The sequence below is a fragment of the Azospirillum picis genome, assembly GCF_017876115.1.
Lineage (GTDB): Bacteria > Pseudomonadota > Alphaproteobacteria > Azospirillales > Azospirillaceae > Azospirillum > Azospirillum picis.
In genome coordinates this window covers 14,995-37,447 of sequence record NZ_JAGINO010000015.1, presented here as the reverse complement: position 1 = coordinate 37,447, position 22,453 = coordinate 14,995, and the positions used below count along the sequence as shown (strand labels likewise).

Annotated in this window: 18 protein-coding genes; 11 read left to right on the top strand and 7 right to left on the bottom strand. The window is 69.1% G+C overall.

The genetic code is table 11. The features are described from left to right. Positions 1–70 precede the first annotated feature (70 nt). The 4 genes from J2850_RS19105 (at position 71) to spt (ending at position 4,494) form a co-directional block, all read left to right on the top strand. Positions 71–1,783 carry a fatty acyl-AMP ligase gene (locus J2850_RS19105; RefSeq protein ID WP_209984769.1) on the top strand — a complete coding sequence of 571 codons (1,713 nt, stop codon included), beginning with the start codon at positions 71–73 and terminating at the stop codon, positions 1,781–1,783. Next, the gene (locus tag J2850_RS19100) at positions 1,780–2,784 is read left to right on the top strand and encodes an NAD-dependent epimerase/dehydratase family protein (RefSeq protein WP_209984766.1); all 1,005 of its coding nucleotides are present in this window, start codon (positions 1,780–1,782) and stop codon (positions 2,782–2,784) included. Before J2850_RS19105 ends, J2850_RS19100 begins: the two co-directional genes overlap by 4 nt. Positions 2,785–3,019: 235 nt before the next feature. Beyond that, positions 3,020–3,274, top strand: a complete 255-nt coding sequence (locus J2850_RS19095) for an acyl carrier protein (protein ID WP_209984763.1) — start codon at positions 3,020–3,022, stop codon at positions 3,272–3,274. Further along, positions 3,271–4,494 carry a serine palmitoyltransferase gene (gene spt / locus J2850_RS19090; RefSeq protein ID WP_209984760.1) on the top strand — a complete coding sequence of 408 codons (1,224 nt, stop codon included), beginning with the start codon at positions 3,271–3,273 and terminating at the stop codon, positions 4,492–4,494. The genes J2850_RS19095 and spt overlap by 4 nt, the downstream gene beginning before the upstream one ends. 42 nt (positions 4,495–4,536) lie before the next feature. Here spt and J2850_RS19085 read toward each other — a convergent pair whose 3' ends face one another. Genes J2850_RS19085 through J2850_RS19075 form a run of 3 tightly spaced genes read right to left on the bottom strand, consistent with a single transcriptional unit; the run spans position 4,537 to position 7,591 of the window. Then, positions 4,537–5,511, bottom strand: coding sequence for a hypothetical protein (locus tag J2850_RS19085; protein WP_209984757.1), 975 nt, complete (start codon positions 5,509–5,511; stop codon positions 4,537–4,539). Next, positions 5,508–6,464 carry a diacylglycerol kinase family protein gene (locus tag J2850_RS19080; protein WP_209984754.1) on the bottom strand — a complete coding sequence of 319 codons (957 nt, stop codon included), beginning with the start codon at positions 6,462–6,464 and terminating at the stop codon, positions 5,508–5,510. Before J2850_RS19080 ends, J2850_RS19085 begins: the two co-directional genes overlap by 4 nt. Beyond that, entirely contained in the window at positions 6,461–7,591 is a 1,131-nt protein-coding gene (locus tag J2850_RS19075; protein ID WP_307354460.1) for a CDP-alcohol phosphatidyltransferase family protein, read from the bottom strand. The genes J2850_RS19080 and J2850_RS19075 overlap by 4 nt, the downstream gene beginning before the upstream one ends. 93 nt (positions 7,592–7,684) lie before the next feature. Between J2850_RS19075 and J2850_RS19070 the strand changes: the two genes are divergently transcribed. The 7 genes from J2850_RS19070 (at position 7,685) to J2850_RS19040 (ending at position 14,299) form a co-directional block, all read left to right on the top strand. Continuing rightward, positions 7,685–8,644, top strand: a complete 960-nt coding sequence (locus J2850_RS19070) for a metallophosphoesterase family protein (RefSeq protein WP_209984750.1) — start codon at positions 7,685–7,687, stop codon at positions 8,642–8,644. A gap of 103 nt (positions 8,645–8,747) precedes the next feature. Beyond that, complete coding sequence (locus tag J2850_RS19065) at positions 8,748–9,191, top strand: HIT family protein (RefSeq protein ID WP_209984747.1); 444 nt, start codon at positions 8,748–8,750, stop codon at positions 9,189–9,191. 31 nt (positions 9,192–9,222) lie between these two features. After that, positions 9,223–10,410 carry an LptF/LptG family permease gene (locus J2850_RS19060; protein WP_209984744.1) on the top strand — a complete coding sequence of 396 codons (1,188 nt, stop codon included), beginning with the start codon at positions 9,223–9,225 and terminating at the stop codon, positions 10,408–10,410. Continuing rightward, on the top strand, positions 10,410–11,477 hold the full coding sequence (locus tag J2850_RS19055) for an LptF/LptG family permease (protein ID WP_209984741.1): 1,068 nt from the start codon (positions 10,410–10,412) through the stop codon (positions 11,475–11,477). The genes J2850_RS19060 and J2850_RS19055 overlap by 1 nt, the downstream gene beginning before the upstream one ends. A 4-nt stretch (positions 11,478–11,481) precedes the next feature. Then, positions 11,482–12,297 (top strand): sterol desaturase family protein, encoded by an 816-nt coding sequence (locus J2850_RS19050; RefSeq protein WP_417281586.1) that lies wholly within the window; start codon positions 11,482–11,484, stop codon positions 12,295–12,297. Beyond that, positions 12,294–13,451 (top strand): GNAT family N-acetyltransferase, encoded by a 1,158-nt coding sequence (locus J2850_RS19045; RefSeq protein ID WP_209984737.1) that lies wholly within the window; start codon positions 12,294–12,296, stop codon positions 13,449–13,451. Before J2850_RS19050 ends, J2850_RS19045 begins: the two co-directional genes overlap by 4 nt. 20 nt (positions 13,452–13,471) lie before the next feature. Further along, positions 13,472–14,299 (top strand): NTP transferase domain-containing protein, encoded by an 828-nt coding sequence (locus tag J2850_RS19040; RefSeq protein ID WP_209984734.1) that lies wholly within the window; start codon positions 13,472–13,474, stop codon positions 14,297–14,299. Between the two features lie 45 nt (positions 14,300–14,344). Here the strand turns inward: J2850_RS19040 and J2850_RS19035 are convergent, their stop codons facing one another. The 4 genes from J2850_RS19035 to J2850_RS19020 all read right to left on the bottom strand — a co-directional run bounded on the left by J2850_RS19035 (position 14,345) and on the right by J2850_RS19020 (position 22,239). Next, a complete protein-coding gene (locus J2850_RS19035) occupies positions 14,345–15,862 on the bottom strand; it encodes an FAD/NAD(P)-binding protein (RefSeq protein WP_209984731.1) in 1,518 nt (505 codons plus the stop codon). Between the two features lie 781 nt (positions 15,863–16,643). Beyond that, positions 16,644–17,516 (bottom strand): tetratricopeptide repeat protein, encoded by an 873-nt coding sequence (locus J2850_RS19030; RefSeq protein ID WP_209984728.1) that lies wholly within the window; start codon positions 17,514–17,516, stop codon positions 16,644–16,646. A 74-nt stretch (positions 17,517–17,590) separates the two neighbouring features. Next, positions 17,591–19,105, bottom strand: coding sequence for a phosphate ABC transporter substrate-binding/OmpA family protein (locus J2850_RS19025; RefSeq protein WP_209984725.1), 1,515 nt, complete (start codon positions 19,103–19,105; stop codon positions 17,591–17,593). Positions 19,106–19,281: 176 nt separating this feature from the next. Continuing rightward, positions 19,282–22,239: a tubulin-like doman-containing protein gene (locus J2850_RS19020; RefSeq protein WP_209984722.1), complete on the bottom strand. Its 2,958-nt coding sequence runs from the start codon at positions 22,237–22,239 to the stop codon at positions 19,282–19,284. Positions 22,240–22,453: the final 214 nt, after the last annotated feature.

Genomic DNA, 22,453 nt, shown 5'->3' with positions numbered 1-22,453 from the left:
ACCCGGGGGATGACGCGATCCCCATCGTTCCGCACCAAGAGCCCAGACAGACTTCTATCAGGAATTGGGAATGCCAGAGCCTACACCGACCATCTGCCCCTTGCCCACGCGCGCGGCAGACTTCGCCACATTGCCGGAGGCTCTTGATTACGCGGCCGGAAGCAGCCGCGGGCTCAATTTCTATTCCGGGCGCGGGCAACTGGAAGAGGCGCTGTCCTACCGCGACCTGCGCGAGCAGGCCGTCTCGCTGGCCCGCCGGATGCTGGGGGCGGGCTTCGTCCCGGGCGAACGGGTGGCGATCGTCGCCGAAACCGACGGCGATTTCGTCCGGACCTTCTGCGCCTGCAGCTATGCCGGGCTGGTTCCGGTTCCGATGCCGCTGCCGATGCCATTCGGGCGGGGCGACGCCTATGTCGCCCATCTCCGCGGGATGATCGAAACCGCGCAGGCGTCCGGTGTGCTGGCCCCGCCGTCGCTCTCCGGCTGGATCAACGAGGCGGCCCAGGGACTGACGCTCCGGGTCGCCGGCTCGCTGTCCTCACTGGAAGCCTTGGCCGACCACGAAGGACCGCTGCCGGCGGTGGCCGACGACGACGTCGCCTACCTGCAGTTCTCCTCCGGCAGCACCCGCTTCCCGGTCGGCGTGACGGTCACGCACCGCAACCTGATGGCCAATGCGCGCGCCATCTCGCTGTACGGCCTGCAGATCACCCGCACCGACCGCTGCGTGTCGTGGCTGCCGTTCTACCATGACATGGGGCTGGTCGGCTTCCTGCTCACCCCGCTGCTCAGCCAGATTTCGGTGGACTATCTGGCGACGCGCGAGTTCGCGCGGCGTCCACTGACCTGGCTGTCGCTGATCGCCCGCAACCGCGGCACCCTGTCCTACAGCCCGAGCTTCGGGTTCGAGCTTTGCGCCCGGCGGGCGTCGACGGCAACCCTTCCGCCGCTGGACCTGTCGAGCTGGCGCGCGGCCGGGATCGGCGGCGACATGATCCGCCCGCACGTCCTGGAGGAGTTCGCCCGGACCTTCGCCCCGCACGGCTTCTCGCCGCGCGCCTTCGTCCCCAGCTACGGCATGGCCGAGACGGTGCTGGCGATCTCCTTCGCGCCGCTCGACACCGGGGTGGTGGTCGACCGCGTCGACCTCGACCTGATGGAGGAGGGCATCGCGACGCCGGCAGGCGACGGCGCAAGGGCTCGCGACTTCGTGCGCTGCGGGCCGCCGCTGCCCGGCCACGAGGCCGAAATCCGCGGCGCGGACGGCACTGCCCTGCCCGACCGCGCCCTCGGCCGGATCTTCCTGCGCGGGCCGAGCGTGATGCGCGACTACTTCGACCGCCCGGATGAGACGGCCAGGGTGCTGTCGGCCGACGGCTGGCTTGACACCGGCGACCTCGGCTTCCGGGTCGACGGCCAGCTCGTGATCACCGGCCGGGCCAAGGACGTGATCATCGTCAACGGCCGGAACATCTGGCCGCAGGATTTGGAGTGGAGCGCCGAGCAGGTCGAAGGCCTGCGCAGCGGCGACGCCGCCGCCTTTGCGGTCGACGACGGCGGTTCGGAACGGATCGTCGTGCTGGTGGAATGCCGCAAGACCGATCCGGCGGAACGCTCGGCGCTGGCCGCCGCCGTCGCAGCCGCGCTCCGGGACGGCCATGGCGCCGACGCCGGCATCGTGCTGGTTCCGCCGCGTAGCCTGCCGCAGACCTCGTCGGGCAAGCTCAGCCGCAACAAGGCCCGCCAGCTCTACCTGTCGGGAGCGTTCGGAGAGGGGCAGTGAGCACGGCCGCCGGCACGCCACCGGGCGGCATGGACGGGAGCGTGGGGACGGGCGGCGAACAACGGCTCGCCGCCGTGACCGGTGGAACGGGGTTCCTCGGGCGTGCCGTCGTCGCCGCACTGGTGCGGAACGGCTGGCGCGTCCGCCTGCTCGCCCGCCGCGATCCCGGTCATCCCCAGCTTCCGACCGGCGGGGTCGAGGTGGTGTCCGGCGACCTCGGCGCCGATGAGCGGCTGCACCGGCTGGTCGAGGGGGCCGATGCCGTGGTCCATGCTGCCGGCCTGATCAAGGCGCGGTCGCGCGAGGAGTTCATGCGGACGAACCGCGACGGCAGCAGCCGGATCGCACGGGCAGTCGCCACCACCGCCCCCGACGCCCGGCTCGTCCTGGTGTCGTCGCTGGCGGCGCGCGAACCGCAGCTCTCCGACTACGCCGCGAGCAAGCGCGCCGGCGAGGAGGCCGCCACGTCCGCCTGCGGCCGGGCATCCTGGGTGGTTCTCCGGCCATCGGCGATCTACGGCCCCTGGGACCGCGAAACCTTCCCCATCTTCCGTTCGGCGCGCGCCTGGGCGATGCCGCTGTTCCATGGACCGGCCTCCCGCCTTTGCCTGATCCACGTCGAGGACGCGGCGGCGGCCGTCGTGGCCATGTGTGCCGGCGGTCCGTCGGAAGCGGTCTTCGAACTCAGCGACGAGCGGCGGGAAGGCTATCCGTGGCGCGTGGTCCTGGAGGAGGCTGCAAGGGCGGTCGGCGGCTCCGGGCGCATCCTTCCGGTTCCTGCCAGTGTCGTCACCTTGGCCGGAGCGCTGGCCGGGGCGGTCGGACCCCTGGTCGGCCGCACGCCGATGCTGACGTCCGGCAAGGCCCGCGAAATGCTGCATGCCGACTGGTCGTCGTCAGCCGCCGTTCAACCGCCGGCCGGGTGGTGGGCGCCGCGAATCGGGCTGCGTGACGGCTTTGCCGCAACCGCAAAATGGTACAGCGATGCAGCCTGGATGTAGGTTGCACCGGCTGTCCAGGATGATGTACCTCTCCCGTAGCCACTCTGACGTTGCAACGAAAGCAGGCGCTATGTCGGACGGCTTGTCCACGCCTGATGCATACACGTTTTTCATGAGGGGCATACCAAAGAATAGGGTTGCCCACTTCACAAAAGAGTTACAAATTTTTCATGCTGTGTCCGGCGCCGGCAGGTGTCGAGGGGCAGCCCTCTCCCGCAGGCGACAAGATCCAGACATGCCTCAGACGAACGAGATCGCCGACGTGATCATCGACATGATCGGTGCTTTACCCCAAGCCAAGCGTGGCGTGACGCCTGAGACGAACATCGTCCGCGATCTCGGCCTCGATTCGCTGGCTGTGATGAACTTCGTGATGACCCTGGAGGACAGGTTCGACGTTTCCATCCCCATGGATCGACTTGTGGGAATCGAGACGGTGGCCGACCTCGCCGCGACCCTTTCCAACTTGATGGGCGCCGAGCGCGCATGACAATCCTCGACAAGTTCAAACCGTTGCAGGCGGCCTACGAAACCGTTCGGGCTGCCGGCAAAGATCCCTTCTCGGTCCGATTCGACGAGGTGCTCTCGCCCAGCGAGGCGGTCATGAATGGCCGCCGCACCATCCTCCTCGGCACCAACAACTATCTCGGCCTGACCTTCGACCGGGCCGCGATCGAGGCCGCCGCCGATGCGGTCCGGCGGGCCGGCACCGGCACCACCGGATCCCGCATCGCCAACGGCACCTATGGAGGCCATGCGGACCTGGAACGGCGCCTTGCCGATTTCTACGGCTGCAGTTCGGCCATGGTGTTCTCCACCGGCTACCAGGCCAACCTCGGAATCCTGTCGACGGTCGCCGGCCGTGGGGATCACATCCTGATCGATGCCGACAGCCATGCCAGCATCTATGACGGCTGCCGACTCGGACAGGCGGAGGTCATCAGGTTCCGGCACAACGACCCGGACGATCTGGCACGCCGCCTGCGCCGCCTGAAGGATACGCCCGGCAACCGCCTGATCGTGGTCGAGGGCATCTACAGCATGCTCGGCGACACCGCTCCCTTGGCGGAGATCGCCGAGGTCAAGCGGGAATGGGGTGCCCATCTGCTGGTCGACGAGGCCCATTCGCTGGGTGTGCTCGGCGATCACGGGCGCGGGCTGGTCGAGGAAGCCGGCATCGAAGATGACGTGGATTTCATTGTCGGCACCTTCAGCAAGAGCCTGGGTGCCGTCGGTGGGTTCTGCGTCTCGAATCTCCCGGACTTCGACATCCTCCGCATCGCCTGCCGGCCGTACATGTTCACCGCCTCGCTGCCGCCGGCGGTGATCGCCTCGGTGATCCGGTCGCTTGGCCGCGTCGAAGAGGAGCCGGGCCTCCGTCGGAAGCTGCAGGACAATGCGAGCCGCCTGTACCACACGCTGAAGGACGCCGGCTTCCAGCTCGGCCCGCGGACGAGCCCGATCGTCTCCATCCGCATGCCGTCCATCACCGTCGCCATCACCTTCTGGAATGCGCTGCTCGATGCCGGCGTCTACCTGAATCTGGCATTGCCGCCGGCAACGCCGGACAACGCGTCGCTGCTGCGCTCCAGCGTCAGCGCCGCCCACAGCCCGGCCCAGCTCGACGCGGCGGCGGAGGCGATCATCCGGATCGGCCGCTCGCTGGACGTGATCCCGGAGACCCGGTGCCTGGAAATGGCCGTCCGCTGACCCCGTTTCCCGCCCTCCGCATTTGACGGGGGGCGGGAAACCTCAACGCAGCGTGCCGTCCCGGTAGAGACGGAACAGCACGCCGGGCGCCGCCAGGACCGGATGGCGGCGTTGCCAGCCGGTAAGCTGAAGCCGCCGGCCGGAGTGGCGTTCCAGCTTCCACAGCAGATAGTCGACGCCGTTCTCGAAGGTGAAGGCCGCCTTCACCAGACGCAGCACGTTCAGCGGCTTGCCAAACCGGCGGCGCATCCTCCACCTGCGCAGCACCGCAGAGCGGTCGGCGACCAGCGGACGCAGGCACCCGTCGTCCTCGTCCTCGACCACGATTCCCGCCCTGGCCAATGCCGGGCGCAGAAGCTCGTCGTAACGTCCGGCGGCCCAGCCATAGATCAGTTCAGGCCGGTTGCGGCTTTCTACCCGAAGCTCGGCTCCGTAGGTGTGGCGGAACAGGGTGGTCCAGTAATCGGCCGGCGTGCCGGTTTCCGGTCCCAGCCGCACGGCCCAGCCGGCGGCGGTCGCCATCGCATCGGCCAGCGCCTCGACGACCTGTCCGCGCACCGTCCGGTCGTCGGCATGGATCAGCGCCGCAGGCTGACAGAACCGCGCCCACAGCGTGGTGTCCAGGCCGTCCGGTCGCATGGCGCGGGCGAAGGCGCCGAGGCCCATCACCGCGACCTTGGCCCGGATCATCCGTCCGTTCTCTCCCGGAACCTCCAGATACGAGACGTTGGGCGGAAGAAGCGCGTTGAACAGGGAGGGCCACAGACGCCGGTGGAAGCCTCGCAGGCTGGTGGTCAGGACATAGACGTCGAGAATCCCCTCCGGATCGGCGCTTCGCAGGCAGGAGCCATAGAACAGCACCGCCGCCACGCTCCCGCGATGACGCGCGAGGATCGCATCGGTCAGACGCCGCGCCTCGGCGCTGACCGGACGGCCCAGCCCCTCGTCGATGGCCGCCAGAAACGGATTGGAAAAGGGCTGGGCAGGCTGCGGCGCCTCCGGCAAGTGGTCCGTCACGACCGCCCGCCCGGAGCGACGAATCCGACCGGCACGCTGGCGGTGAGCCGCACCCCGGCGGCACCGGGCTCGAACAGTTCGCCATCCACCACAAAGCTGTGCGTCAGCTCAAGCGTCAGCTCGCGCGCCCGCCCGCTGGCATAGCCGGCCTCGGCCATCCAGGGCCGCGGCCGGCCGCGCAGCGTCGGCAGCAGGGCCGACACCAGCCGCTTGGGCGGCGCCGCGATGTCGAGCCAGCGCAGGGCGCCGTTTCCTTCGCCCCAGAACGGCTTGATGTCCAAGACCAGCCGGTCGAGCGTGGTCGCCAGCATCAGGAAATGCCGCCCGCCGCGCTGCGCACCGCCATCGACGGCAAGCTCCATCGGTTCCCCCGCCAGCAGGGACCGCCGCCCGCGCCCGAACAGCGCCGAGGCCGTGGTTGCGGCGATCGACAGGGCGACCGCAGCCGCGTCGTTGATGCCGGCCTTGTGGATGTGGCTGTAGGCGAGCTGCGTACCCACGGAGAAACCGGCGGCCCCGAAGAGGAAGCCGCGCAACCGCCGCTCCGGTTCGGCGTTCCACACCACCTCCAGCACCGGCCATTCGATCCTTTGCAGGGAACGGTCGCTGGCGGCGCCGAGCAGCCGCCGCAGCCCGGCGGCCCCGCTTCCGGCCCGGCTGACGACCCTTGCGGCCAGGTTGGTCTTGCCTGCCGGCAGCAGGGCGATGTCCGGGGGCTCGTCGCCATAGGTGCCGGGCAGTGCCGTCAGCACCTCCCGCAAGGTGCCGTCGCCGCCGCTGACGGCGATCACCCGCACCTCGCGCCGACGGAACTCGGCCAAGCTGTCCAGCAGTTCCGCCGTCGTGCGCGGTTGTGCCTGCGGCAAGTCCGGGAAGTCGGCGGCGGCCCGGCCGAACTCGCCGTCACGGTTGCCGCGGCTGACCGGATTGGTGATCAGTCCGACCCGTGTCATCGCGCCAGCCAGGACACGAGGGGACCGGACCGGCGCGCCGGCAATGCCTGGAGGATCTGCACCGTATGGACCAACAGCGAGGCGATGGTCCATACGGCGACCGCCAGCATGCCCAGGTCCGGGCGTCCCGCCAGCGCCCCCGCCGTCAGCAGCAGCAGGTTGGGATTGCGGCGCGCGGTGATCAGGCGGAACCAACTGTCGAAGCGGCGCCAGATGTGGATTTCCAGCCCGAACAGCGCGATGAACAGGCCTTCCTGCAGGCGTTGCAGGACATAGCCGGCGACGACGATCGCCAGCACCAGCCAGCCGGGATCGAGCGGCAGCCCGACGGCCGCCAGGCCCACCATCCACGCCCAGTACCAGAAGGGCGGATGGACCAGATCGATGCCGTGGTCGAAGACGTTGCCGAGCTTGGTCGAGGTCATGGTGACGCGGGCGAGCTTGCCGTCGACCGTGTCGAGGAAGGTCATCCCCCAGGCCATCACAAGGCCGCTCAGGAACCAGCCGTGCCAGAAGGCGGCCATTGCCAGCAGCACCAGCACCAGGCTGAGCCACGTCACCATGTTCGGGGTGATGCCGTGCCCGGCGCACCAGCGCGTGACCCGCAGCGCGGGCGCCGGCCAGACATATTTGGTGACGAGGTCGGTCACCCCCTTGTAGGAGCCGGCGAACATGCGCCGCTCCACCGCCGGAAGCGTGTCCGCATCCAGCCGCATCAGGTACGGGGCTTCGCGCTTGCGCAGGGCGTTGTTGTAGGCGGAGCTCAGTCCGCCGGGTCCGACGACGCGCAGTCCGGCAGGCACGGATCCGCCCCCCTGCAGCATCGCCGCGGCGGCCCCCACGTCTGCGGCGCCGACGATGGCGGCGACCGGCAGGCCGGCATCGGTGGTGAGGACCGTGTCCTCAGCCCGCGCGAGGTCGGCGATCAGCACCGCATCGAACACATGATCGTCCCGCACCAGCAGATGGCGCCGCCCGTCGTCGCTGGGGGATGCGTCGCCCACCTCCTGCACGTCCAGGCCCTGGCGCACCTCGGTCACGCCAGCACGGGCGAGCGAACGGCGCAGCCGCTCGGCGGAGGTCATGCCCCACAGGCGCACCGGACACCGGCCGATAATCGATGCCACGGGCGGGCGCTTCGGGGAGGAGGCTGCCGGAACGGCGCCGGCCATCGGTTTGGAAGCGTGTCCGGAAGAGCTCACCGATGTATTGTCGTTGCCATGCAACCCGTCTTCCGCTTCGCCCATCTTTCCGATCCGCATCTGCCCTTGCTGCCCGGCTGGCCGGCGCGGCTGCACCACCTCGCGGGCAAGCGATTGTTAGGGTTCATTTCCTGGCGGCGCAAGCGGCATCGGGTCCACCGGCCGGAGGTGCTGGCCAGGCTGCTCGACGACATCGCCGCCCACCGCCCCGACCACCTCGTGATGACGGGCGACCTCGTCAACATCGCGCTGCCGGACGAGTTCGAGCGGGCACGGGCCTGGCTGGAACGGGTGGGGCCGCCCGACCGGGTCACCGTCGTCCCGGGAAACCATGACGCCACCGTCCGCGTGCCCTGGGAGTCCGGCCTCGGCCTCTGGCGGCCCTGGATGACCGGCGATGGCGCGAGCGGCGGAGAGCCTGAAGCCGGCCCCTCCGATGACGGGGCCGGCTTCCCTTTCCTGCGGCTGCGCGGGCCTGTCGCCTTCATCGGGGTATCGACTGCCGTGCCCAGTCCGCCGCTGCTCGCCACCGGCGCGGTCGGCGCCCGCCAGGCCGCGCTGCTGGAGACGATGCTGGGCGAGTTGGGCGGGCGCGGCCTGTTCCGCGTCGTCCTGATGCACCATCCCCCGCTCCGAGTCGGCCGCTCCGAGCGCAAGGCGCTCACGGACCGGCGGCGCATCCAGGGAATCCTCGCCCGCACCGGCGCCGAGCTGGTCCTCCACGGCCATCATCACCGCAACCATGTCGCCTCCCTGCCGGGTCCCGGCGGGAGCACCATTCCGGTGATGGGGGTGGCGTCCGCCTCCGCCGACGCCGCGGCCGGCGGACAACCGGCGAGCTGGAACCGATTCACGGTGGCGCCGCTGACAGACGGCGGCTGGCGGCTGGCGGGGGCGGTCCGCACCTGTGGCGCTGACGGGTTCCACACCGACGGCGCTTTCGAGATCGACTGCGGCCGTCGGCCCATCCCGGCATGACGGCCGATTTCCCCTCAGATGGCGATGTCTTTCATTTGCCTGCCGTTCCGGGCAGCCCTAAATAGTGTCCTCTCATGGCGACGGGCGGACAGGAACGGCGGGCATGGCGAATGCGACGATGCGGAAGTTCGGTCACCCCCGCACCCTGGTGGCCGAGACCGCCTGCTGGACGGTCCTCTTGCGGCCCCAGCAGGTGACCCTCGGATCGCTGGTGCTGGCCTGCCGCGAGCCGGCGACCGGCTTCGGCCAGATCGGTCCCAGGGCGTTCGCCGACCTCGAACTGGCGGTGGCAGGCGTCGAGGCCGCGCTGAAGGCGTTCGTCGCCTATGAGAAGATCAATTACCTGATGCTGATGATGGTGGATCCGGATGTCCACTTCCATGTCATCCCGCGCTATGACGGGGAGCGGGCATTCGGCGGGCTGACTTTCCGCGACCATGGGTGGCCGGGGCAGCCGGCGTTGGGGCAGGCCGAGTCGCCCGCCCCGGAGACACTCGACGCCATCGTCGCGGCCTTGCGCGCCTGCTGGACTGCGCCTGCGGCATGACCGCGGCTTCTCGGGGAACAAGGGCCGCGACGTGCGCCTGATCGACCGCTACATTCTTTCCGAGGCATCCAAGCCGCTGGCGATCTCGCTGGTGGTCGTGCTGACGGCGCTGATTCTCGAGCGCATCCTTCGGCTGTTCGACCTCCTGGCCGACCAGGGCAAGCAGTTCGGCCAGATTTTGACGATGGCCGCCAATCTGGTGCCGCACTATCTGGGCCTGGCGCTTCCCGCAGCCTTCTTCATCAGCATCTTCCTGGTGTCCGCCCGCTTCAGCGAGGACAGCGAGATCGACGCCCTGCGCGGCTGCGGCATCTCGCTGCGGCGGTTCGGCGTTCCCTTCCTCGGCGCCGGCGTGGTGCTGGCGCTGTTCAGCATCGCGCTTTACGGCTACATCCAGCCCTACTCGCGCTACGCCTACCGGGAAATCTTCTATGCGGTCACCAACGCGCCCTGGGACGCGACGATCAAGACCGCCACCTTCATCGATACCGGCGGTGGCTACACCATCTATGCGGACCGCATGAGCCCGGACGGCGACTGGCTGGAACATGTCTTCGTCCACCAGAAGCTCGACGACGGCGGGGAGATCACCACGACGGCCAAGCGCGGCGACCTGCGCCTTTCCGATGACGGGCAGCGCATGACCCTGGCCATGCGGGAGGCCCTACAGATCCGCAAGGTGCCGGGCAAGCAGGACTCGGTGCTGGCCTTCGACCGGCTGGTCATCGAGCGCCCCTTCTCCCGCGACATCCCGCTTTTCCGCGCCCGCGGCGACAGCGAGCGCGAACTGACGATGAGCGAGCTGCGCGACCAGATGCGCAGCGGCGCCCCATCCGTGACGCGCAGCCGCCTGCGCGCCGAGTTCCACGCCCGGCTGGTGCGGTCCGTGTCGCTGCCGCTGCTGCCCATGCTGGCCGTTCCGATGGGCATGGCGGCCAAGCGTGCCCGCCGCTGGCAGGGAATCGCCACCTCGGCGGTCATCCTTCTGCTGTATCACCACGCCATCCAGCTCGGCGAGAGCCTGGCCGACCTCGGACGGGCCGATCCGCTCCTCAGCCTCTGGGGACCCTTCGCCCTCTTCGCCGCCGGCTGCATCCTGCTCTACGCCGTCGTGGACCGTGGTCCCGGCGCCAACCCCTTCGGGGGCGTCTTCGAGGCGATCGACATGCTGTTCCTGCGGCTACGCCGCCTGCTGCCGCACCGGCGGCGTACAACCTGATGCTCGCCATCTATTTCACGCGGGCGTTCCTCGGCCGCTTCCTGGCGGTGCTGCTCGCCTTCACCGGCCTCCTGCAACTGCTCGACCTGCTCGACAAGGCGAGCGCGGTGCTGGAGCGCGGGCACGGTCCGGTGGACATGCTCACCTACATCGGCCTGCACCTGCCGCTGCTGGTCGGGCAACTGGTACCGCTGAGCATCCTGATCGCCGCGCTCACCGCCCATTTCTCCCTGGCGCAGCGCAACGAGATCATCGCCCTGCGCTCGGTCGGCGCGTCGCCGTGGCGCCTGCTCCGGCTCCTCATCCCGGCGGTGACGGTCATCGCCGTGCTGCATGTCCTGCTGATGGACCAGGTTGCGCCGCGGGCCGAGCGAGCCCTGCAGGACTGGTGGGCGGCGCGCCCGCCGCCGGCCGGCGAAACCGAGGCGCCGAAGCCGGTATGGGTCCGTTCCGGTACCGGCATCATCTCGATCGAGCGCGTGCAGGAGGATGGGCGCCGGCTGGACGGCGTCACCATCGTAAGCCGTGACGACCAGGGGCTTGCAACCGGCCGAACGGTGGCGCGTACGGCCCGATGGACGGACGCGGGCTGGATGCTCGGGGACGTCGATGCCGTCACGCTGGTCGGCAGCGGAACGCTCAAGGCAAAGCACCTGGACGAGATGCCCTGGCCGGAAGGACCATCGCCCGCCAACATCCTGTTCGTCGCACGTCCGACCCAGTACCAGTCGGTCCAGCGCATCCTGTCGATCATGGACGGCGCGTGGTCGGGAACCCGGGCACGCGCCTACTACGAGGTGCAGATCCAGAGAATCTTCTCGCCGTTGGCCTCGGCGCTCGTCATGCTGCTGCTGGCGCAACCGGCGCTGCACGGCGTGCGCCGCAGTCCGGGCTTCGGGTCGGGCCTCGCCATCGGGCTGGGGCTCGGCCTTCTGTTCCTGCTGGTGCAGGGACTCCTGTCCGCACTGGCGGAGGCGGGAACCCTCCCGGCCACGCTCGCCGTGTGGACGCCGCCACTGATCTTCGCCTGCATCGGCGGCACCATCCTCCTGTATCTGGAGGAGTGAGCGTATGAAACTGCGTGATGTGGAAACTGGCATGGCGGAAGAGAAAGGAGCTGGGCGGATGGGAACCGGATGGCATGGGCGTACCTACGACCTCGGCCGGATGTCCGCGCGTGACCTGGTGGCTGCCTACGTCACCTATCCGGCGATCCAGGTCTATGCGGCGATCGCGGTCATTGCCGGTGCGGCAGCCGCCCTGTGGAGCGTGGCGCCGGGACGGACGATGCTCGCGGCGCTGGCTATCGTCCTGCTCTACCCGTTCGTGGAATACGGCCTGCACCGCTTCATCCTGCATGGCCGCTTCCTCTACCGGTCGCGCTGGACGGCGGCACTGTGGAAGCGCATCCATTTCGACCATCACCAGGACCCGCACGACCTCGGAGTGCTGTTCGGCTCGCTCGCCAACACGCTGCCGCTGCTGCTCGTCATCGCCCTGCCCGTGGGCTTTGCCATAGACGGCCGCGCCGGTGCCGCCGCCGCGCTCGCCAGCGCCACCACCCTGATGTGCATCTACGAACTCTGCCATTGCATGCAGCACCTGAACGTCAAGCCGAAGAACCGCCTCCTCCTGCGGATCAAGCAACTGCATCTCGCCCACCATTTCCATGACGAGAACTCCAACTTCGGCATCACCACCTTCCTGGTCGACAAGCTCGCCGGCAGCTTCGAGGCGGAGCCGCGCAACCGCCAGCGCAGCCCCACCGTGTTCAACCTCGGCTACGACGTCGAGGAGGCGAAGCGTTATCCGTGGGTGGCGGAGCTGACGGGGTCGCCTCCCCGCGACCGCCCCCCCGGGGCGCGCGAAGGGGTCGCGGGGCGATGAGCGCTCTCGCCGACCAGGGGCCGGGACGCGCGGTCGCGACCGGCATCGACCTTGAGCCGGTCAGCGGCCGCAAGGCGATGGATCGCTTCATCCGCCTGCCGTTCGCGCTGCACCGCGATGATCCGCACTGGATCCCGCCGCTGATGATGGAGCGCCGCGCGGCCCTGTCGCCGGCTGGAAACCCGTACTTCCGCCATGCCGAGGCGGCCTTCTGGATCGCGCGCCGCGACGGCCGCGACGTCGGGCGGATCAGCGCGCAGATCGACCGGCTCGCCGAGGCCGGGATCGGCCATTTCGGCCTGATCGCCGCGGTGGACGACCCGGCGGTCGTCGCGGCGCTGACGGATGCGGCCGAGTCCTGGCTGCGGGAGCGCGGCTGCCGCGAGGTGCTTGGCCCCTTCAACCTGTCGATCAACGAGGAGACCGGCCTGCTGGTGGACGGCTTCGACACGCCCCCCATGCTGTTGATGGGGCACGACCGGCCCTACCTGGGCGGGCTGATCGAGGCGGCCGGCTACCGCAAGGCGAAGGACATGCTGGCCTACATCAGCGACGATCCGGAGCTTCCCGCCGGCATCCGGGCGCTGGTCGGGCGCCCGCTGCCGGCGAACATCCGGGTGCGCCCGCTGCGCATGGCCGAATACCGGCGGGAGATCGACGCCCTGACCGCGATCTTCAACGACGCCTGGAGCGGCAACTGGGGCTTCGTGCCGCTGACCCCGGAAGAAATCGACCATATGGCCAAGCAGCTCAAGCCGCTGATCAACGAGCGGCTGGTCTGGTTCGCCGAGGTCGACGGCGAGCCCGCCGCCTTCGCGGTCTGCCTGCCCAACCTGAACGAGGCGGTCCGCGATCTCGGAGGGAGCTTGTTGCCGTTCGGCTGGGCCAAGCTGCTGTGGCGCCTGAAGGTGTCGGGCCTCGGCAGCGCCCGCGTCCCGCTGATGGGCGTCCGCCGCAAGCACGCCGCCGGCATGACCGGCGGATTGCTGGCTTTCCTGGTGATCGCCGCCGTCCGCCGAGAGTCGGCAGCCCTGGGCCTCAACCGGATCGAAATGTCCTGGGTGCTGGAGGACAACATGCCGATGCGCCGGATCGCCGAGGCGGTCGGCGGCCGTGCCTACAAGACCTACCGCATCTACGGGAAGACGCTGTGAACGGCCCTGGGACCGGCCCCGTGAGCGGCGTCGCGACCGGCAGGGCGGACAAGGGCGGCGTCACCGCGATCGTGCTGGCGGGCAGCCGGGGACCGGAGGATCCGGTGGCCGCAGCCGCCGGCGTGTCCCACAAGGCGCTGGCCCCGGTCGCGGGCGTGCCGATGCTGGTCCGGGTGCTGGAGACCCTGGGCGCGGTGCCGCGGATCGGTCACACCCTCGTGCTGATCGAAAAACCGGACCTGGTGCTGGCAGACCCCGCCTTCGCACACCTCCTGGCAGGCGGCGCGGTGACCGTCCTTCCGGCGGCGGAGTCGCCCAGCCTCAGCGTCCTGGCGGCACTGGACCATGCCGGGCCCGACACCTCCTTCCCCTTCCTGGTCACCACCGCCGACCACCCGCTGCTGACCACGGCGATGGTCGATCACTTCTGGACCAACCTGCCGTCCGGCGCCGACGCCGCCGTGGCGCTGGCGCGCTCGGAGACGATCCGCGCCGCCTATCCCGAGAGCCGCCGCACCTATCTGCGCTTCCGCGGCGGTGCCTACAGCGGCTGCAACCTGTTCGCCTTCCGCACCCCCCGGTCGCGGTCGGTCGTCACCTTCTGGCGTCAGGTCGAGCGGGACCGCAAGCGGCCGTGGCGGATGATCCGCCAGCTCGGCCCCCTTACCCTGCTGGCCTTCGCGCTCGGCCGGCTGCGGCTCGACGATGCGCTGGCGGCGCTCGGTCGCCGGACGGGGACGGTGCTCGCCGCCGTCGACCTGCCCTTCGCCGATGCCGCCGTGGACGTCGACCGGCCGGCCGACCTGACACTGGCCGAGGCCATTCTCCGCCGCCGAAGCGGCGGGTAGCGACGGCGACGGAGAATGTCGAGCCCGGCCAGGCCGGGCTCCGTTTCATGCGTGCGGAGTCGCCGCCTGCCTGTGATCGACGGCCGCCATCGCGAGGCCGTCGGCCGCTCCCGTCCCATGCGACAGCACCGCAAGGATCCGGGACGCCGTCGCCGCGCACTGGCTGCGCAACTCCGGGACGGCGGTCATTTCCCAGAAGGGTGCCTTCGAAACCGGACCGAGGGCGAGGAGCGACGGCGCCGGTATACCGTCGGAACCGATCACCGCACCATCTTCCGTGACGTCCAGCCCCAGCCGCAGGGCGTCCGGCCGCGCGATCCCGCGGTCGAGCAGGGAGCGCACGAGCGGATGGCGGATGCGGCCGTAGTCGCAATTGGTGCCGGTCGCGTTGATCAGCGCCCCGACCGACCGCGACACGGTACCGGCGCCGCCACGCGGGGCGATGCGAAGCTCCAGCCCGTCGCCGGTGAGCGACAGGTCGTTCAATCGCCCGGCCAGGATCTCCAGCCTGCCGGACTCGCGGGCGTCGTCGATGCGGTCCGCAACTTCGGGTGCCATGCGATGGCGGTGCACTTCCCAGAACGGCCGGGCATGGCGGAGGAAGCGGCGCCGCTCCTCCATCGGCAGGTGCTTCCAGATCCGGTGATGGTGCGGCCGCAGGGCATCGAAGGCGGCGCGCCAGTCATAACCGTCACCCACCGCCCGCCGCGCGTCCGCCTTCAGCGCGATCAGCACGTCCAGCACCGTGTGCGGCATCACCTCCGGATGCAGGAAGGTGGTGTAGGGACGGGTTTCCTCATGGCGCTGCGGCAGCAGGCCACGGCGCGACAGCGCGGTAACCGGTCCGCGGTGTCCCTGTTCCAGCAGGGACAGGACGGTATCCACCATCGTCAGGCCGGTGCCGAGGATCGCCACCGGCGCATCGCGGTCGATGCGCGAAATCGCGTCGAAGTCCCAGGGCACGCCGATGAAGCGGTCGGAGGCCAGGGCCTCGGCGGCGCCGGCGGACCCGAGCGACGGCGGCGACGGCGGGAAGTTGCCGATACACAGCGCGACCATGTCGCCGGTAATGGCACGGCCGTCGGCCAGGCGCACGTCGAAGGACCGCGCGGCGGTGGCGGGGCCATTCGGCCGCACGTCGACCACCTCGCCGCGGATGAGATGGAGCCGCGCCCGTTCCGGCGCCTCGGCCTGAGCCTCCGCCAGCACGTCCTGGACATAGGTGCCGTAAAGCGCCCGCGACACGAAGGCATGGCCGCTCGGCGGCGTCCGCCCGTCGCCATCCCTGCTCCACAGCCAGCGCAGGAAGTGGCGCGGGTCGTCGGGGTAGGCGCTCATGTTGTAGGCGCGGACGTTCAGCAGATGGCCACCGCTCGGCGTCGAATAGGCCAGCCCGGCGCCCGGACGGTGATCGCATTCGATCAGGTGGACGGTCAGCGGAACCGCCGTGTTGCGAAGCAGATGTGCCGTCAGCAGGCTGCCGGTGAAGCCGGCACCGACGACGACGACATGGCGCTCCGCCGGGGAGAAGGTGGGAGAGGTGACATTAGGCGTTGCAGGCATCGGTGTCGGTCCTTCCTTGATCCGCTCGGGAAAAGGCCGGCCTTAGGCGATCGGTCCCTTCGACCTCGGGCTTGTCGGCGTCCGGGGAACTGCGTCGGCCGTGTTTCCGGTTTGTCCGTTTCGGTATCGTTGCGACCTATGGGTGGATGGGTCAGGCAAGGATCATCCGCGGAGAGGCCGGCGCCCTGCCCGGCATGGTGGAGCACCTCCAGTCATCTGGTCCGCGCATGATGAGCTCCATCGGGAGGGCCGAGCGGATATGACCGCATCGCCCTAATTATCTTATACTCGATGAAGTTAGTCGTGATTAGAAGCGGAAAAATAGACTTAGGCGGAAAGTCGTTTCAGGTCAGGGGTTTGGCGGCCGATGCCATGGCTTTGGGCACCGGGTCCTCCTAGGATGAGGCTGAAGGCGGCCCGTTCGCCGTCCCTTCCGGATGCGGGCGCTCAAGCCCAACTGCCGTGACATGCCGGCTCGACCGTCGGGAAGCCGAAACTGCGGTGTCGAGGGATGGTTGCTTCCTCTACGCCTTGCCCTGCGGACATGGAAGCGTGTCGATCGTCTTGGTGGACGAAGGCAAGGATGAGGGCGAGGGCGAGCGGGCGACGGCCGACCGGCTCTTCGCCGCCAACCGGACAGCGACAACATGGCAGGCTTTCACGTCGATGCCATTGCCGGCCCCTGGCCTCCCGCCGGCGTGGCCACCCGCACCGATAGCCCCCTGCGCATCGTCTTCAACCAACCCGGTTGAGCCGAGCCACGGGGGCAGGCGCCGCCCTGTCACCGCTTGCGGTCGACGGAGCCGTCGGCCGACGTCCCGGCGCTGGGGGCAGGCGCTTTCTGTGCACCTCCCCGCCCGTCTGCCGGTCCGGCATCGGCCGACGGCGCACCGCGTGCCTTCAGGAAGGCGAGATTGGCATCGACGCTGGCCTGGTCCAGGTCCATCCGCCCGATCCGCTCGGCCTCGTCGAACCGGCCGGCCATCCCGTAGGCCAGCGCCAGCGTCTGGCGGTGGGAGGGCGACGCCCTCGGATCATCGGCGAACGGCTTCAGCACCGTGATCGCCCCGGCCGTGTCGCCGGCAAGAAGCAGGGTGAAGCCGAGATTGTTGCGGATCTTCCGGTGTTCGGGATGCTGATCCAGCAACCGGCGGTACTCGGCCACCGCGGCCTCGCAGGCGCCGGCCATGCATTTCGCAGCGGCGACGCCATCACGGGCATCGGCATCGGACGGGTCGATCGCCAGCAGCCGCCCGAACGTGTCGGCCCCGGCCTTCGCCTGCCCGCTCGCCAGTTCGAGGTGCCCGAGCTGCCGCAGCGCCTTCACGTCCGAAGGCTCGATCGCCAGAACCGCGCGGTAAGCGGCGACGGCGGCGTCCGGCTCCTCCGCCCGTTCCAGTGCCGCCGCCAAGCCGCGCGCCGCAGCGATATTCCCCGGATCCGCGCGCAGGGCGACTTCGTAGAGCAGTGCCGCGCCCTTGGCATCGCCGCGCCGCATCGCCGCGTCGGCAACCTGAAGGGACGCCGACGGCCGTGGCCGATCGGCCTGCAGACCACCCATCGCGAATCCGCCGTCGGCGGTCGTGCCACAGCCGGACAGCAGCAGGATGACGGCGGCCGAAGCCAAGACCGGTGGAATGACGCGTCGACGCATGGGGGACTCCGGATTCAGGATGATGGCGCCTGCGGCAGAGGTGGCGGCAGGAACGGCGGGAGAGACGGAGCGCATCACGAGCGTGCCCGCAGCCAAACCTCCACGCGGCGGTTCTTTTCGCGGCCCTCTTCGGTGTCGTTGGAGGCGGCCGGCACTTCGGCACCGAGTCCCATGATGCTCTGCACGGAGACGCCGCGGCGACGCAGCTTTTCGGCGATGATCTGGGCACGCTGCTGCGACAGGCCGGCATTGGTCGCATGGGCCTCCTGCGCATCCATAAAGCCGGTAAGCACCAGCCCGCCGCGATCCTCGGGCTTCTGCCTGGACAGAAAGTCGACCAGCCGGTCGAGATCCCCCGCCGCCTTGTCGTCCAGCGTCGACGCGTTGGACCGGAAGCGGAAATTGACGGACAAGCGACGGGCCTTTGCAGCCAAGTCCTTGTACTCGCGCGGCGCGGCACTGGACGGCGCCACGGCCGTTGCCGCCTCGACGGTCAGCGGGGCGAAGCCGACGTCGGCGATGACCGCCTGGCCGGCGGAGGAAAGCACGAACTCGATGAAGTTCAGCACCAGCGGGTTGACGGGGCTGACCGGCACATACAGGAAAAGGCGCCGCGACAGCGGGTAACTCTCCGTCGATACCGTGAAGACGGTCGGCATGAACGGCTCCCCGTCCCCTTCCCCGGCGATCGCCAACGCCTTGCCGAGGCCGATGTAAGGCAGGCCGACGAAGCCGATTCCGTTGGGGTCGACCGCCACGGCGTTGCTCAGCTTGCGGCTGTCCTCGACCCGCCGGGTCTTGTCGCTCAGCGTCGATTTGCCCAGCACCAGCGACCGGAACACGTCGAAGGTCCCGGAATTGTCGTCGGGAGCATAGAGCCGGATGGGCGCCGACCGGCCGCCGACCTGAACCCAATCGGTGACCTTGCCGCTGAAGATGTCGCGGATCTGCCGCGTCGACAGCGACGTCAGGGGATTGGTCCGGTGAACGACCACGGCCACGCCGTCAAGCGCGATGGCGTGCTCGCTGGAGGCCGAGGTCATGTCGCCCAGCGCCGACAGCCAGGTGGCCTCGGCTGGCGTGATCGGCCGCGACGCCATGCCGAGGTCGGCCTTCCCCTGTTCGAGGTCGGTGAACGCGGTCGCCGACCCGTGCGTCGCCACGGTCACTGCCACCCGCGTGCCGTTGCGCGACGCCAGGATGACGGACTCGCCGGCGGCGTTCGAGCGGCGACCGGTCAGCTCGTATCCGTCGGCAGACAGGAAGCGCTCGACCAGCATCGGCGCGAGTTTCGATCCGATGGTGTTGGAGCCCGACAGGCGCAGGATCACCGGCGTCTCGGGCATGGGGTCCGAGGACGCCGGAACCGGCACCATCGATCCGGCGGCGACCGCCACGCCCTGCAACAACTGGGCACCCGGCTCCGCCGTCAGGGGAGGCTCCGGGGAAGCCATGGCGATCTCGGCGTCTCCTCCCGCGGTGGAAGGGGCAGCCACCACCCTGGGCGGGTGGGGCGGCCCGGCCGGCCGGCCGGCGGACAGGCCGAGATAGCCGGCAGCCCCGCCGGCCAGCAGGAGCACCGCCGCCACGGCCGCGACGATCCGGCGGCGTCCGATGGTCCTGCCTCTCGGCACCGTTGCAGCGATCAGGAGGCGCCCGCATTCCGGGCAGGTGGCGTTCTCATCGTCTTGCAACGGGATTTGAGTGCGGCCGCTGGCGACCGAGCAATTCCCGATATTGGGGCACATCCCCATCCGGTTGGCCATCATCGGCGTTCTCCCCTGAGCATCTGCGACGCGGTCTTTCCCGCCTCGACGAATTTGCGGTAGATCAGGTCTGTGGGGTCGTTGCCCCGTTCGGCCTTGGTGCGATTGACCAGCGACACCACCCCCTGGCGCCAGTCGTCGAGTTGCGCCGGCGAAGCATCGGACAGCGCCCGGGCGTTGTTCGCGCTCAGCAGCGCCACCGTCGAGGCCGGCAGCGCCTCGCTCGACGCGAACAGGTCGGTGCCGAGATAGACGGGTTGCTCGTCGAACCCGTCGGCATCCTTGGGCACCAGCAGGAATCCGTCGGTCCCCGACGACCCGCCCCTGCGGTCGTAGACGAGACCGCGCACCAACCCGATCAGCAGATGCGGCAGGTTGAAGCCGGCCGCCATCTCTTTCTGGTGCTCGGGAACCTGGGTGACGAGCGGCTTGAGGTCGGTGGCGGTGCTCACCGTATGCATGTCGTAGAAGGCGGTGGCGGTGTCGGAAAACAACCGAGCCTGGTATGCCGCATCGAAGGCGGCGAGCGACGCGACCTCGGACAGGGCGGGCACCGCCTGGATCGTGACGATGCCGATCTCGAACGGGCTCCGGCCGGTGTCCAACAGGGTCATCTCGGCGCCGGCACAGGCGCGGATGCCGGCACGGACCTGCTTGGCGAAGGCCTCCGGCTTGCCCGCATGCGGCAGCAGGGCGAAGGACCGGCGCTCCGTCGCGCTGGCGGTGCCGTTCAGCTCGATCAGGCAATGGGTGGCCGAGACCACGGTGTCGAAGAAGGAGCGCAGCGCCAACGGATCGCTGCCGTACATTTCCCGGATCTGGTCGAGGACGGTCAGCCGCAGCACCCCTTCGCCGGCGGTTGCCACATGGTTCGCATGGGCATCGTCGACCCGCGAGTCGCCGATCGCATGCAGCGCATGCAGCGGGTCGCTCCCGTCGAAGTGATCGAGCAGCGCCTGGAAGCCGGCTTGGCTGTCCATGTTGGCGAAGAGGGAGTCGCGCATCCGGGTGGCATGGTCCCGCTGTTCGCGCTCGTCAGTCAGGACCGCCGCGGCAATGCCGCGCAACCGATCGCGGTTGAACAGCCGAACCACCGGGACATAGGCGTTCGGCTCCGCCTCCAGCACGTCGGCGAGGCGGTCGAGACGCCGGTCGATGGTCGCAACGACGTCGGCCACCCGCAGGACGACCGCCTCGATCGTTTGCTTCAGATCCTGCAATTCGGTCAGGATGGCGGGGAGCAGTTGGCCGGCGAAAGCCCAGGCCTCGGCCCGCGTCATCTTCACGTTCAGGTCATGCAACTGCACGGCGCATTCGTCGAGCACCGCTTCGCATTTGCCGGATATCCGGGCAAAGGGTCCGAGGCTGGCCCATTTCTGGCACACGCCGATGATCCGGACCCGCGTTTCATCCTCCGACCTCCGGATCCGCGCAATCCGCTCCGGGATCCCGGCGAGCCGCTCCTCCTGCCAGCCGATCAGCGAGTCGACGATGCCGGCCAGATCGCCCAGCGACCAGCGGCCCGTCCTGCAGCCTTCGATCAGGTCGCGCTCGATCCGCGCCCGCACCTCGGCAGCCATGCCCGCCGCCTCGGCGTAGCGCGACCGATAGAATTCCGCGACCCCCACATTCCGGAAATCCTCGGTATAGCGGCGATGGCAGAGCGCGATGAGCGTATCAAGCCATTTGCCGCGCTCGCGCAGGCGGGCCAGATCCTTGAATCCCTCCATGATCGACGACCACTCGTCGGTGATCGACTGCCAGCGCTTGTCGGAAGCCTCCGCCGGCAAAATGGCCTGCGAGAGCAGCAGGTGATCTTCGGAAATCAGCCATCGGCTCTCCACATCACCCCGCAAGGCGGCACCGGCGGGCGCGCCGGAAGGTTCGTCGACGAATCCTGCACCGTCCTGCCAGTGGTTGTGCAGCAAGTGGAGCAACCCGGCGCGGGTGAAGGAGAGGCCCAGCGCCTCACGGATTTCGCCGTCCGGGGAAACCAGGCGCTTGGACCCGAAGGCGAGAAGCGGGACGGATGCGATTTGGCTCCAGATCTGCTGGTCCGGTCCGCTTCCTCCGTATGCCCCGCCCTCGAGCTGGCGCAGGCGGTCCCGGCCCGCACCTTCGGCTTGGTCGATCTCCATCCGCTGGCGCAGGAATTGGGCCGCCGTCTCCAGCACATCCTCATCGGACAGCGGTTGTCCGTTCTCCAGCGTTCCACCGAACAGATAGGCCGCGCTCAAGGCCGGGCGGCTCTCGACGCTCAGCTCCCCCGACGTGAAGTCCTGGGGGGCCAGCTCGCCGGCGGCCAGGGCGTTCAGTTCCACAAGCGCGGCATAGGTGTTGGACGGCCGGTTGGAGGAACCGTCGTCGCCGCTTCCATCCGGATCCGGCAATCGTCCGTAGACGAGGATGCGCGCGCGCCGCGGGTCGCGCCAACGCAGGCGGATTCCCGCGACCACCTCGATCAGGCCGCCGCCCGGCCCCTCGCCCAGTCCGAAGACGATGTGGAAGGTCAGGGGCATCGCGGCATCGGACTGCAAGGACGCGACCGCCCTGTCGAGCGCCGCCGTGAAGGAGGCGGCGGCCCCGGCGAGGAGCAGCCTGCCGAGCCGTCGGGAGTCCGCGCAGAGCGCCGCCAGCGATCGCTCGTCATCCCCACGCATGGCGCGCTCGACGCGCTCGTGAAGCAGACGGGACGACTGATGGCTTGCCGTGCTCGTAGACCTGGTCTTCAAGTCGGCCGGGTGGAGGTCTACGCGTTCGTGATCAGCGAAGCCGGTCCGCCATTCGGGAACCGATTGTGTTGCATCGTCCGGCGCCTCGTTCACTGTATCGACGAGAAGGAAGCGGACGGCCATTCCCAAGCTTTGCGTTTCATGCATCTGCGGTTCAACCAACCCGCGAAACGCCTTCAGCACCTGTCCGCCGGTCGCACCTAGCCCAATCAGAACATGGGGCATGCGACACCTCCCGCCTCGGAAAACCTTCGAAGAAAAAGCACTTGTTTCAGGGAATACACGATGACTGCTCATACCTCGAGCAATATCCGAGTCAAGCGGGAGAGATTACTCTCTTTCGTAGACTTAGAATCGAGCCTATATGCTTATCAACCAGGATAGTAAAGTGGTTTTCACTGATAAATAGGCCAAATTGTCGCTGAGAAAAACCTTACGT